Below are 12145 nucleotides of genomic sequence, written 5' to 3'. Positions count from 1 at the left end.
TTACTCCGCAGGTTGAATATTTACAGCGTGCAGCCCCTTGGGGCCCTGCTGTATCTCGAACTGAACTGTCTGGCCTGCCTTGAGACTTTTGTAGCCATCCATCGCGATGGCAGAAAAGTGTGCGAACAACTCTTCTTCACAGGCCTCGGAAAGAATAAAACCGTAGCCCTTGGCGTTGTTGAACCACTTGACTGTCCCTGTTTGCATAAAAAACTCCCCCGTGACATTCGGAGCACTGCTCCTTGGTCATTGCCTGCAATACCGATCAGAACAGGGATGCGGTGTTGCAGGAACTCCTTATGTGTTATGCGTTTCTATGGCCGGGACTACAGGCAAGAGCAGTGCCATGGACTTATCAGTCGGCTGCCTTTAACCTCTCCTTGTAAGCGCGAGTATAGCATTTGCTGTTAATGACACTAGACATTGCCGGGTTTTTTCCCGGTTGTTTTAGACTAATATCGAAGGTATCGAAGTTGTTTGTGAACGAACACGAGTTCAGGCTCATGAGTTCAGACCCTAATGCTGATGACGAGCATCATGATGATGGCGGTCTGGCAACAGCGGAAACCAAGCCGCAACTAAAGCGCCCTCCGATGTATAGGGTGGTGCTGATGAACGATGACTACACCCCGATGGATTTTGTCATCGAGGTGCTAATGATTTTTTTCAATATGGACCAGGAGAAGGCTACACAAGTGATGTTGGCGGTCCATACTCAGGGTAAAGGCGTATGTGGGGTATACACCCGCGATGTGGCTGAAACTAAAGCCACACAAGTGAATCAATATGCCAGAGAGAACAAGCACCCTCTGCTGTGTGAAGTGGAATCGGTCTGACGGGAGGCGAATGCCATGCTGAATCGAGAGCTTGAAGACACCCTGAGCGTTGCTTTCCGGTCAGCCCGGGATAAGCGACATGAATTCATGACGGTTGAGCATCTGCTGTTGGCGCTGCTCGACAACCGTCAGGCGGCCGAGGTACTCAATGCCTGCGGTGCCGATCTTAACCGTTTGCGCCAGCAGCTGTCGGTGTTCATTGATGAAACAACACCGCTGCTGCCAGACAACATTCCCAACATGGAAACCCAGCCCACACTTGGCTTTCAGCGCGTGTTGCAGCGTGCGGTCTTCCATGTCCAGTCCTCCGGCAAGTCCGAGGTCAATGGCGCCAATGTGTTGGTGGCCATCTACAGCGAACAGGAAAGCCACGCGGTGTTTGTGCTGCAGCAGCAGGGCATTGAACGCATGGATGTGGTCAACTACATCTCTCACGGCATCTCCCGTATCAACGAGCAGGAGTCTGATGAACCTGGGCTGGGTACAGACGGCGAGGAAGGCAGTGACAGCAGCAAAAGTGCGCTGTCACAGTATGCTGTCAACCTGAATCAGCAGGCCGCACTGGGCCGGATCGACCCGCTGGTGGGGCGTGACTCGGAAGTCGAGCGGGTGGTACAGATCCTGTCACGTCGCCGCAAGAACAACCCTTTGCTGGTGGGCGAGGCCGGGGTTGGCAAAACGGCCATTGCCGAGGGGCTGGCAAAACTGATCATCGAAGACAAGGTGCCGGATATCATTTCCGACAGCGTTGTCTACGCGCTTGATCTGGGGGCCCTGCTGGCGGGTACCAAATACCGCGGTGATTTCGAGAAGCGACTCAAGTCACTGCTGAACGAGATCAAGCAACAGCCGCGCTCCATTCTGTTCATCGATGAAATTCATACCATCATCGGTGCGGGCGCTGCATCGGGTGGTTCCATGGATGCGTCCAACCTGCTCAAGCCACTGCTCAGTTCCGGTGAGATTCGCTGTATCGGCTCCACCACCTTCCAGGAGTTCCGTGGCATTTTCGAGAAGGATAGAGCGCTGGCACGTCGTTTCCAGAAGATAGATGTGCTTGAACCAAGCGTTGATGATACCTACCGCATTTTGAGAGGCCTCAGGTCCCGCTTTGAGGAGCACCACGATCTGGAGTACACCGATGCCGCTCTGCGTGCAGCCTCTGAGCTGGCGGATCGTTATATTAACGACAAGCATATGCCGGACAAGGCCATTGACGTGATCGATGAAGCGGGCGCCTATCAGCGGCTCATGCCCGTTGAGCAGCGCAAAAAGGTCATCGACGTGGCTGAAGTCGAGTCGGTGGTTGCCAAGATCGCACGCATCCCGCCGAAAAGCGTGTCCACTTCCGACAAGGATCAACTGCGCAAGCTGGAGGGTAACCTCAAGATGGTGGTGCTGGGTCAGGATGAAGCGATCAGCTCACTAGCTTCGGCCATCAAGCTGTCTCGCGCAGGCCTCAAGGAGCCGAACAAGCCAGTGGGCAGCTTCCTCTTTGCCGGCCCTACCGGTGTCGGCAAGACCGAAGTCACGCAGCAATTGGCGCGCATTCTGGGCATCGAGCTGGTGCGCTTTGACATGTCCGAGTATATGGAGCGGCACACGGTATCGCGCCTGATCGGTGCGCCTCCGGGCTATGTGGGCTTTGATCAGGGCGGGCTGCTGACCGAAGCGATCACCAAGTCACCTCACTGCGTACTGCTGCTGGATGAAATAGAAAAAGCGCACCCCGAAGTGTTCAATCTGCTGCTGCAGGTGATGGATAATGGCACATTGACCGACAATAACGGCCGCAAGGCCGACTTCCGCAATGTGATTCTGGTGATGACGACCAACGCAGGTGCCGAAGCACACAGTCGGCCTTCAATCGGCTTTACTCAGCAGGATCACAGCACGGATGCAATGGAAGCTCTTAAGCGGCTGTTTACGCCAGAGTTCCGCAACCGTCTGGATACCGTGATTCAGTTCAAGCCTCTGACACTGGAAATCGTCAAGGGTGTGGTCGACAAGTTCCTGACCGAACTTCAGGCTCAGCTGGATGAGAAACATGTGGTGCTGCATGTCGATGAGACTGCACGCCAGTGGCTGGCTGAACATGGTTATGACGAGAAGATGGGGGCCCGTCCGATGCAGCGCCTGATTCAGGAAAAGCTGAAGAAGCCGCTGGCCGAGATGATTCTGTTCGGAGAGCTGGCAGAATCCGGTGGCGAGGTCGAGATCGGTATCGGCGAGGATGGAGAGATCTGTCTGGAGGTCGCAGCGGTGGCAGCCTGAGGGCTGCCATCCACCGCAGCCGCGCTCGTGATATCAGCGGGCGCGGTAAACGATACGGCCTTTGCTCAGGTCATAGGGAGTCAGTTCGACCTTGACCTTGTCGCCAGTCAGGATGCGGATGTAGTTCTTGCGCATCTTGCCGGAGATATGGGCAGTTACGACGTGGCCATTTTCAAGCTCAACGCGGAACATGGTGTTGGGAAGGGTATCGATAACGGTACCTTCCATTTCAAATGAATCTTCTTTAGCCATTCACTACCTACCTTTGAGGCTGGTTCGCCTGAGTGTGGAAAGCGCAGTATTGTGCCCTAAAAGACGCTCGATTTCAAAAGCTAATCGGTGCCTGCCTCGGGCGTCAAGCGACGCCACTCGCTGTTGATCAGCATCTCCAGCGGCCGATAGCGAATCTTGTAGTTCATTTTGCGGCAGTCTTCCACCCAGTAGCCCAGATACAGCCACTCCTTGCCGCGCCTTGCGGTTTGTCGAATCTGCCAGATAACCGCATACACACCAAGGCTGCGCCACTCCATGTCAGGATCATAGAAGGTGTAGAGAGCCGACATTCCCTGCTCCAACATATCAGATACCGCCACTGCCAGCAGCGTACCTTCAGGATTTCGGAATTCGTAAAAACAGGAATCCACCGTGCCTTCAACAAGGAAATTGAAGAACTGATCAGGAGAGGGCGGATACATGTCTCCATCCGCGTGGCGCTGATTGATATAGCGCTCATAGAGCGCGTAGTACTCATGTGTCAGCTGGCAGGGAACAGCACGAACGTTCAGATCAGCATTACGATTCTCGATACGCCTCTGGGTTTTTGAGGGCCTGAATTCGGCAACGGGTACACGAACGGAAATGCAGGCCTGACACTGCTCGCAGTGAGGCCGATAGATATGCCCGCCGCTGCGCCGGAAGCCGAGTTCTGACAACTGGCTGTACAGGCTGCCATCAATATCGGCTCGCGGATCTACAAACAGTGTACGCGCCCGGCGGTCGGGCAGATAGCTGCAGTCATGCTCAGGCGTGGCATAGAACCGCAACGCACACAGATCAGCTACGCGAATCTTCACAAACCGCCTCATGGGTAATGGAAAGTTGCCAGAGGTGATCAAGTGGCTGTTCACACAGTTGATCCAGACTGGCGGCGAAGTCACGGCGTGAGATTTCGATCGCACCGAGACTCGCCAAATGATCGTTATATACCTGGCAATCGATGAGCCGGTAACCCCACTGCTTGAGTTGGGTCACACACCAGACAAAGCCTATTTTGGAAGCATCACGCTGGCGCGAGAACATCGATTCACCAAAAAACACCGACCCAATAGCCAGGCCGTAAAGCCCACCCACCAGCTCGTCACCCATCCAGACTTCGACAGAATGCGCTATGCCCTGGTGATGCAGGTTCAAATAGGCGCTGAAAATATCATGGCTGATCCAGGTACCCTGTTGTCCCTGGCGCGGTTCTGCACAGGCTCTGACCACACGCCCAAAGGCCTGATCGAAGGTCACCCGATAGTCAGTGCGGCGCAGGCGCTTGCGCAGGCTGCGCGACACGTGCAGCGTGTCCGGCAGCACGATGCAGCGCGGGTCAGGGCTCCACCACAGGATAGGTTCCCCCGGGTTGTACCAGGGGAATATACCTCTGCGATAGGCGCTCAAGAGTCGCGCCTTGCTCAGGTCTCCGCCGGCCGCCAACAGCCCGTTGGGCTCTGTCAGGGCCATGTTGAGTGGAGGAAAGAGCAGACTGTCGTCAGCCAGCCACGGGATCATCAGGCGTCGAGATCATCCAGATACTTTTCGGCATCCAGTGCTGCCATGCAGCCAAAGCCGGCCGATGTGATCGCCTGACGGTAAACGTGGTCACACACATCACCCGCCGCAAACACGCCTTCGATGCTGGTCTGGGTTGCCTTGCCTTCAAGCCCCGAGCGAATCTTCAGATAACCGTCATTCATCTCCAGTTGGCCTGCAAACAGCTCCGTATTGGGCTTGTGTCCAATGGCAACAAACACACCCTGCAGATCAAGCTCATGCGTGGAGGCATCGGTTGTGCTGCGGACACGGATGCCGGTGACGCCACTCTGGTCACCCAGCACTTCATCCAGCTGGTGGTTCCAGAGGATATTGATGTTGCCGTTTTCAGCCCGTTCCAGAATCTTGTCCTGCAGGATTTTTTCGGAGCGCAGGCTGTCACGACGGTGAATCAGGGTTACGTCTGCCGCAATATTGGACAGGTAAAGTGCTTCTTCAACAGCCGTGTTGCCACCGCCGATCACGGCCACTTTCTGGCCGCGATAGAAAAAGCCGTCACAGGTGGCACAAGCGCTGACACCCTTGCCCATAAAGGCCTCTTCGGACGGCAGGCCCAGGTACTGTGCCGATGCCCCTGTTGCGATGATGAGGGCATCACAGCTGTACTCGCCCATATCACCCTTGAGGCGGAAAGGGCGGCTCTGCAGCTGTGTTTCATTAATGTGATCGAAAATCACCTGAGTATTGAAGCGTTCGGCATGGGCCTGCATCCGCTGCATCAACTCAGGGCCCTGCACGCCGTCCACATCTCCGGGCCAGTTATCGACATCGGTGGTGGTGGTCAGCTGGCCGCCAGCCTGCATGCCGGTGATTACAACCGGGTTCAGGTTGGCACGGGCAGCATAGACTGCGGCGGTGTAACCGGCAGGGCCAGAGCCCAGGATAATCAGGCGATGGTGTTGTACTTCACTCATGGGTGTTGGGTATCCGGATTGAATGGTTCCTGTTACTGATTGCAGCCGACTCTAAACCCGTGCTGGCGGATTGTCTATGACAGCACGGATGAGCATGGCAATATTCGGTGTCCGTGGCCGATATATGGTATTTTTGCCGCTGCGTCGAGATCTGTTGAGTGTAAGGAAAACCGGATTGAGTGAAAAGCGAACCCCCACAGTGCCTTCTCTGACAGCCCAGCTGGCCAGCATTGCCCGCGAGGGCGGACTGATCCTGTTGGCAGGAGCCAGTCTTTTTTTACTGCTGGCACTGATCGGATATGATCCGCGCGACCCGGGATGGTCGCACCTGGCTTACCAGCCTGAAGTTAAAAACTTTACCGGAACAGCAGGCGCCTGGCTCGCTGACGGCATGGTTTCCGCCTTTGGCGTAGGGGCCTATCTGTTGCCGGTGCTGGTGCTCTGGCCGGCATGGCGCTATCTGCGCCAGGTTCGCGTGGGCGTTATGGAAACCCTGCCGTTTCTGATGCTGCGCAGCCTGGGGGCCGTACTTTTCCTGCTGGGCCTGTGCACACTGTCGTCTATCCACCTTTCCAACGACAGTCTCCACTACCCGTTTACGGTGGGCGGTTTGCTGGGCGAGGCGATATCGGACTGGGCCGTCAGCTGGTTCAGCGTTGCCGGCAGCTCAATCCTGTTCTGGACACTGACGCTGCTCGGCCTGACCCTGTTTCTGGAGTTCTCGTGGCAGGAGTTGCTGGAACAACTCGGAGGGCTTTTGCTGCGGCTGGTTGAGCAGGTGCGCGAACGGTTCACCCCTGCGTCTGCCACCGAGGAGCCCGCCACTGTAAGTCATGAGCCTGTCCGGGCAGCCGATGCCGGTACAGCAGCGCCTGGTGCGTCACGCCCGAAAAAACCGGTACCCGCCATGCCTGAGCGTATTGAGCCGCGCATGGAGCCATCAGCAGAAGAAGAGACCGCGACTGTCAAAAAAACAGTCATGGCCAAAACCAGTGAGGCCGCCGGTGCTGTAGCGGAAGCGGCAAAACGCAGCCTCAAGATTGTACCGTTGTCTGAAACTCACCAGCCGATGGCGGATGAACCTGACAGCGAGCCTGCCCCCGTCAAGCGCAAACAGTTACCGCGCCTGCCATCTCTGGATCTGCTTGACCCGCCCGAGCTGCAACAGCAGCAGGGCTACAGCGAAGATGAGCTGGAGCAGATGTCACGCCTGCTGGAAAGCAAGCTGAAAGACTTTGGCGTGGTCGCTGAAGTGGTTGAAGTCAATCCGGGCCCTGTCATCACACGTTTCGAGCTTCAGCCAGCACCCGGGGTGAAAGCCAGCAAAATCAGTAACCTGTCGCGCGACCTTGCCCGCTCCATGGCCGTCATGAGTGTGCGAGTGGTCGAGGTCATTCCGGGCAAGTCCGTTGTCGGGGTGGAAATACCCAACGAAGTCCGTCAGACCGTTCATCTGAGTGAGGTCCTCAATGCCAGACCTTATCTGGAGGCGTCCTCACGCCTGACGCTGGCACTGGGCAACGACATTGCCGGCAACCCGGTGGTGGCCAACCTGGCCAAGATGCCGCACCTGCTGGTGGCTGGCACCACGGGCTCGGGCAAATCGGTGGGTGTCAACGCCATGCTGCTCAGCCTGCTGCTGAAGGCAACGCCGGAAGAGGTACGTCTGATTCTGGTGGACCCCAAAATGCTGGAGCTGTCGGTCTACGAAGGTGTCCCACATCTGCTGACGCCTGTCATTACCGATATGAAAGAGGCCGCGGGTGGTTTGCGCTGGTGTGTCGCCGAGATGGAGCGACGCTATCGCCTGATGGCCAAGATGGGGGTGCGCAACATTGCCGGCTTTAACGATAAGGTCATTCAGGCGCAGGAAGCAGGGCAACCCATTCCGGACCCGCTGTGGAATCCGCAGGAATACGGTCTGCCCGATGATGAGCCCGCTCCGTCACTGGAAACGCTGCCCTATATCGTCGTGGTGATTGATGAGTTTGCCGACATGATGATGATGGTGGGCAAAAAGGTCGAGGAGTTGATTGCCCGTATCGCACAGAAGGCAAGGGCAGCCGGTATCCACCTGATTCTGGCCACTCAACGCCCGTCCGTGGATGTGATCACCGGCCTGATCAAGGCCAACATCCCGACCCGTATCGCCTTCCAGGTATCATCCAAGATCGACTCACGCACCATTCTCGATCAGGGCGGGGCCGAAAGCCTGCTGGGTTATGGTGACATGCTCTACGTGCCGGCCGGTACCAGCATTCCGAACCGTGTACATGGTGCTTTCGTCAGCGATGATGAGGTCCATCGAGTGGTTGAGCAGTGGAAGCTGCTGGGCGAACCGAACTACATTGACGTGAACCTGTCAGATGGGTCAGCAGGTGATGGCGGCAGTGGTGGTGATCTGTTCGATGACGAACAGGACCCACTTTACGATGAGGCGGTAGCGTTCGTGACCGAGTCCCGTAAGGCGTCCATCTCCAGCGTACAGCGCAAGCTCAAGATCGGTTACAACCGTGCTGCGCGCATGATCGAAACCATGGAAGCAGCCGGCGTTGTTTCCGAAGCGGGCAGCAATGGTCAGCGTGAAGTGCTGGCACCGCCACCACCGAGGAACTGAAATGCTGAAAAGACTGATGGCCACTCTGGCGCTGGGTATAGGCACCGCGTTTGCGGGCCCGGCCGATGATCTGCAACAGCGACTGTCCGGGTACGAATCGGCACGGGCCGAGTTCAGCCAGTTTGCACTCAGCAGCGATGGCGACCGAGCCGAGGAATCGACAGGCTATTTCTACGTTGCACGGCCGGACCGTTTCCGCTGGGTAACGGAACAGCCGTTCGTTCAGGAAATTGTCAGTGACGGTGAGTCGATCTGGATACACGATCCAGACCTGGACCAAGTGACTCGAAGGCCCTCAGACGCACAGGGTAACAGTGCTCCGGCCCTGATTCTGAACGGCCAGATCAATGAGCTGCAGCAGCAGTTCAGCATTACCCGCATCGATGAAAACGAGCCAGGCATCGCCCTGTTCGAGTTGCGACCGCTGAATCCTGAAGGCAATACATTCGCCCGTATCCGGCTACTGTTTGAGCAGGAGCGCCTGACTGAATTGTCAATGGAAGACAGTCTGGGCCAGCGCAGCATGCTGGTTTTGCATGATCTGGAGTACAACCCGGAGCTGCCGCAGGATATTTTTGAGTTCAACCTGCCGCCAGGCGCTGACCTGATCGAGGATCCGGGCTTCTGATGCAGGATCTGTTCAGCAACCAGACACCAGGCTATCAGCCTCTGGCGGCCCGCATGAGACCGCATGCACTGGAGCACTACGCTGGCCAGAGCCACCTGTTGGCAGCGGGCAAACCACTGCGTCAGGCGCTGGATCAGGGGCTGATCCATTCCATGATCCTGTGGGGGCCGCCAGGCGTTGGCAAAACCACGCTGGCACAGCTGGTAGCCCACAAGGTCGATGCCCACTTCATGACCCTGTCGGCCGTACTGTCGGGCGTGAAAGAAATTCGTCAGGCGGTTGAAGAGGCGCGCCAGGTAAAGGCTCAGAGCGGGCGCAAGACCATCCTGTTTGTGGACGAAGTGCATCGCTTCAACAAATCACAACAGGATGCCTTTTTACCCTATGTGGAAGATGGCACTCTGATCTTCATCGGTGCGACCACCGAAAACCCGTCATTCGAACTGAATAATGCGCTTCTGTCCCGGGCGCGCGTCTACCTTCTGCGCGCACTGCAGACCGATGAGCTGATGCAGGTGGTCAGCCATGCCCTGAACGATGTCGAACAGGGTCTCGGTTCACTGCGGTTGAATATCGAACCCGACATGCTGCAGCGGTTGGTGGCAGCGGCTGACGGAGATGCCCGCAGTGCTCTTAATCTGCTTGAAATCGCTGCCGATCTGGCACAGCCGCTGGCGGACGGCACCCATCTCGTAACGGAGGCTGTACTGCATGAAGTGCTGCAGGCCGGTGGGCGACGTTTTGACAAGGGCGGAGATCACTTTTATGACATGATTTCCGCCTTTCACAAGTCGGTACGAGGCTCTTCGCCGGACGGAGCGCTGTACTGGTATTGCCGTATGCTGGATGGCGGCGCAGACCCGCTGTACGTGGCGCGTCGTCTGGTGGCGATCGCATCGGAAGATATCGGCAATGCCGACCCCCGTGCCATGCAGGTGGCGTTATCGGCCTGGGATGCCTTTCAACGGGTAGGTCCCGCCGAAGGTGAGCGGGCGATAGCGCAGGCCGCGATCTACTGTGCCTGTGCACCCAAAAGTAACGCCGTCTACAAAGCATTCAATCAGTGTCTGGCACAGGTGAAAAGCGAAGGCTCTCATCCGGTTCCGGAACACCTGCGCAACGCGCCCACCAGCCTGATGAAATCGCTTGGCTACGGTGATGAATACCGCTATGCACATGATGAACCAGAGGCGTATGCGGCGGGGGAGAACTACCTCCCGGAAGCGCTGGCTGATCAGCGTTGGTACGAGCCCGAACCTCGTGGGCTGGAAATCAAAATCCGTGAGAAACTGCAACGCCTGCGAGAACAGGACCGGACCAGTCAACGCCAACGCTACCGGAGGAGCAAAGGATGATGCATGTTGTGGCGGTTGCCATTGGGGGAGCACTGGGCGCACTGGGACGATACTGGGTCAGTGGCTGGCTCAACAACGCTGAACACCCCATCCCGACCGGCACACTGACCGTGAACGTGTTGGGTTCATTCCTGATGGGCGTCTGTTTTGTACTGATTCTGGAAAAGGCGCGCCTGTCGCCAGAGCTGCGTCCCCTGCTGATGGTGGGCTTTCTGGGCGCTTTCACCACTTTCTCGACCTTTTCCCTTGAAACGGTGGCGATGATCAGCGAGGGGCATATAATGTCGGCCCTGATTTATATATCATTAAGCGTTCTATTGTGCATTGCCGCACTGGGTGCCGGATTGTGGTTGACCCGTCTGTTCTGACAACTCTGTACTGACAACACAAGGTAAGTTTGCTCTCATGCTGGATCCTAAATTTGTACGCGCCAACCCTGAAGCAGTCGCTGAACTGCTGAAAAAGAAAGGGTTTGAATTCCCGGTTGAGCGCTTTATCGAGCTGGACAATCAGCGCAAGTCCATCCAGACCGAAACCGAAGCGCTGCAGAATGAGCGCAACACCCGCTCCAAAAGCATCGGCAAGGCGAAAGCCTCCGGCGAAGATATACAGCCGTTGCTGGATGAAGTGCAGAACCTGGGTCAGCAGCTTGATGATGCCAAGCAGCGCCTGAATCAGGTGCAGGTTACGCTTGACGCGCTGTTGCTGGGTGTTCCCAATATTCCGCATGAGTCAGTGCCTGCGGGGGCAGATGAAGAGGACAACGTCGAGGTGCGCCGCTGGGGTACGCCTGCAGAGTTCAGTTTTGAGCCTCAGGACCATGTGGCGCTGGGCGAAAAGAACAACGAGCTGGACTTTGAGACTGCCGCCAAAATCACCGGCTCTCGTTTTGCCGTAATGAAAGGCAAAATTGCCCGCCTGCACCGCGCCCTGACCCAGTTCATGCTCGACACCCATATTGCCGAGCACGGCTACACCGAAATCTATGTGCCGTATCTGGTCAATGCCGACTCACTGCTCGGAACCGGCCAGCTGCCCAAGTTCGAAGAAGACCTGTTCCGCACGCCGCTGGGTGATCGAAACTACTACCTGATTCCCACCGCTGAAGTCCCGGTTACCAATACGGTGCGTGACGAGATCATTGATGCTGCCCAACTGCCGCTGCAGTACACCTGCCATACGCCCTGTTTCCGCTCCGAGGCAGGCGCTTCCGGACGCGATACCCGCGGCATGATTCGTCAGCATCAGTTTGACAAGGTTGAGCTGGTTCACGTCGTTGAGCCGGAGAAATCCTGGGATGCACTCGAAGCCCTGACGGGGCATGCCGAAGCAATTCTGCAGAAACTGAACCTGCCTTACCGGGTTGTGGCTCTCTGCGGAGGCGACCTCGGTTTCAGTGCCACCAAGACCTACGACATCGAAGTATGGCTGCCCGGACAGGGTAAATTCCGTGAAATTTCCTCCTGCTCCAACATGGGTGACTTTCAGGCGCGCCGCATGATGGCTCGCTGGCGCAATCCGGAAACCGGCAAGCCGGAACTGGTGCATACCCTGAATGGTTCCGGTCTTGCTGTTGGCAGGACACTGGTAGCCGTACTTGAAAACTACCAGACCGAAAGTGGTGCCGTTCGCGTACCCGAAGTGCTGCAGCCTTACATGGGCGGCATTAGCGAACTTTGATTCTGCTGCACATTACCTTCAAGCCC

At 56.8% G+C, this 12145-nt stretch carries 12 protein-coding genes; 7 read left to right on the top strand and 5 right to left on the bottom strand.

Going from position 1 to position 12145, the window contains the following annotated elements:
- A complete protein-coding gene (gene cspD, locus ABIE60_RS03590; protein WP_354467823.1) occupies positions 1-207 on the bottom strand; it encodes a cold shock domain-containing protein CspD in 207 nt (68 codons plus the stop codon).
- Between the two features lie 296 nt (positions 208-503).
- Here cspD and clpS point away from each other — a divergent pair, with 296 nt between their 5' ends.
- Both clpS and clpA read left to right on the top strand, forming a co-directional pair.
- A complete protein-coding gene (gene clpS / locus ABIE60_RS03585; RefSeq protein ID WP_354467821.1) occupies positions 504-836 on the top strand; it encodes an ATP-dependent Clp protease adapter ClpS in 333 nt (110 codons plus the stop codon).
- A 15-nt stretch (positions 837-851) separates the two neighbouring features.
- Entirely contained in the window at positions 852-3110 is a 2259-nt protein-coding gene (gene clpA / locus ABIE60_RS03580) for an ATP-dependent Clp protease ATP-binding subunit ClpA (protein ID WP_354467820.1), read from the top strand.
- 33 nt (positions 3111-3143) lie between these two features.
- Here clpA and infA read toward each other — a convergent pair whose 3' ends face one another.
- The 4 genes from infA to trxB form a co-directional block, all read right to left on the bottom strand.
- Positions 3144-3362 (bottom strand): translation initiation factor IF-1, encoded by a 219-nt coding sequence (gene infA / locus ABIE60_RS03575; RefSeq protein ID WP_091824146.1) that lies wholly within the window; start codon positions 3360-3362, stop codon positions 3144-3146.
- A gap of 80 nt (positions 3363-3442) precedes the next feature.
- Positions 3443-4183, bottom strand: coding sequence for an arginyltransferase (locus ABIE60_RS03570; RefSeq protein ID WP_354467818.1), 741 nt, complete (start codon positions 4181-4183; stop codon positions 3443-3445).
- Positions 4164-4883: a leucyl/phenylalanyl-tRNA--protein transferase gene (gene aat, locus ABIE60_RS03565; protein WP_354467816.1), complete on the bottom strand. Its 720-nt coding sequence runs from the start codon at positions 4881-4883 to the stop codon at positions 4164-4166. The genes ABIE60_RS03570 and aat overlap by 20 nt, the downstream gene beginning before the upstream one ends.
- Positions 4883-5839 carry a thioredoxin-disulfide reductase gene (trxB, locus tag ABIE60_RS03560; RefSeq protein ID WP_354467815.1) on the bottom strand — a complete coding sequence of 319 codons (957 nt, stop codon included), beginning with the start codon at positions 5837-5839 and terminating at the stop codon, positions 4883-4885. Before trxB ends, aat begins: the two co-directional genes overlap by 1 nt.
- Positions 5840-5915: 76 nt before the next feature.
- Here trxB and ABIE60_RS03555 point away from each other — a divergent pair, with 76 nt between their 5' ends.
- From ABIE60_RS03555 to serS, 5 genes are read left to right on the top strand one after another with little or no spacing between them, the layout of a single operon-like run.
- Entirely contained in the window at positions 5916-8456 is a 2541-nt protein-coding gene (locus ABIE60_RS03555; RefSeq protein ID WP_354467813.1) for a DNA translocase FtsK, read from the top strand.
- 1 nt (position 8457) lies between these two features.
- Positions 8458-9084 (top strand): outer membrane lipoprotein periplasmic chaperone LolA, encoded by a 627-nt coding sequence (lolA, locus tag ABIE60_RS03550; protein WP_354467812.1) that lies wholly within the window; start codon positions 8458-8460, stop codon positions 9082-9084.
- Positions 9084-10439, top strand: coding sequence for a replication-associated recombination protein A (locus ABIE60_RS03545; RefSeq protein ID WP_354467811.1), 1356 nt, complete (start codon positions 9084-9086; stop codon positions 10437-10439). The genes lolA and ABIE60_RS03545 overlap by 1 nt, the downstream gene beginning before the upstream one ends.
- Entirely contained in the window at positions 10436-10807 is a 372-nt protein-coding gene (crcB, locus tag ABIE60_RS03540; RefSeq protein ID WP_354467809.1) for a fluoride efflux transporter CrcB, read from the top strand. The genes ABIE60_RS03545 and crcB overlap by 4 nt, the downstream gene beginning before the upstream one ends.
- A gap of 37 nt (positions 10808-10844) precedes the next feature.
- Positions 10845-12119, top strand: coding sequence for a serine--tRNA ligase (serS, locus tag ABIE60_RS03535; protein WP_354467807.1), 1275 nt, complete (start codon positions 10845-10847; stop codon positions 12117-12119).
- The last annotated feature ends 26 nt before the right edge of the window (positions 12120-12145 follow it).

Source organism: Marinobacterium sp. MBR-109, from assembly GCF_040547565.1.
GTDB lineage: Bacteria > Pseudomonadota > Gammaproteobacteria > Pseudomonadales > Balneatricaceae > Marinobacterium.
This window is presented reverse-complemented; position numbering and strand designations above follow the sequence as displayed.

Excerpts from the sequence above, each read along its gene's own strand:
- clpS (WP_354467821.1), top strand. The coding sequence starts at position 504 with ATGAGTTCAGACCCTAATGCTGATGACGAGCATCATGATGATGGCGGT.
- infA (WP_091824146.1), bottom strand. The coding sequence starts at position 3,362 with ATGGCTAAAGAAGATTCATTTGAAATGGAAGGTACCGTTATCGATACC.
- crcB (WP_354467809.1), top strand. The coding sequence starts at position 10,436 with ATGATGCATGTTGTGGCGGTTGCCATTGGGGGAGCACTGGGCGCACTG.
- serS (WP_354467807.1), top strand. The coding sequence starts at position 10,845 with ATGCTGGATCCTAAATTTGTACGCGCCAACCCTGAAGCAGTCGCTGAA.
- lolA (WP_354467812.1), top strand. The coding sequence starts at position 8,458 with ATGCTGAAAAGACTGATGGCCACTCTGGCGCTGGGTATAGGCACCGCG.
- aat (WP_354467816.1), bottom strand. The coding sequence starts at position 4,883 with ATGATCCCGTGGCTGGCTGACGACAGTCTGCTCTTTCCTCCACTCAAC.
- cspD (WP_354467823.1), bottom strand. The coding sequence starts at position 207 with ATGCAAACAGGGACAGTCAAGTGGTTCAACAACGCCAAGGGCTACGGT.
- ABIE60_RS03555 (WP_354467813.1), top strand. The coding sequence starts at position 5,916 with ATGACAGCACGGATGAGCATGGCAATATTCGGTGTCCGTGGCCGATAT.
- clpA (WP_354467820.1), top strand. The coding sequence starts at position 852 with ATGCTGAATCGAGAGCTTGAAGACACCCTGAGCGTTGCTTTCCGGTCA.
- ABIE60_RS03545 (WP_354467811.1), top strand. The coding sequence starts at position 9,084 with ATGCAGGATCTGTTCAGCAACCAGACACCAGGCTATCAGCCTCTGGCG.
- trxB (WP_354467815.1), bottom strand. The coding sequence starts at position 5,839 with ATGAGTGAAGTACAACACCATCGCCTGATTATCCTGGGCTCTGGCCCT.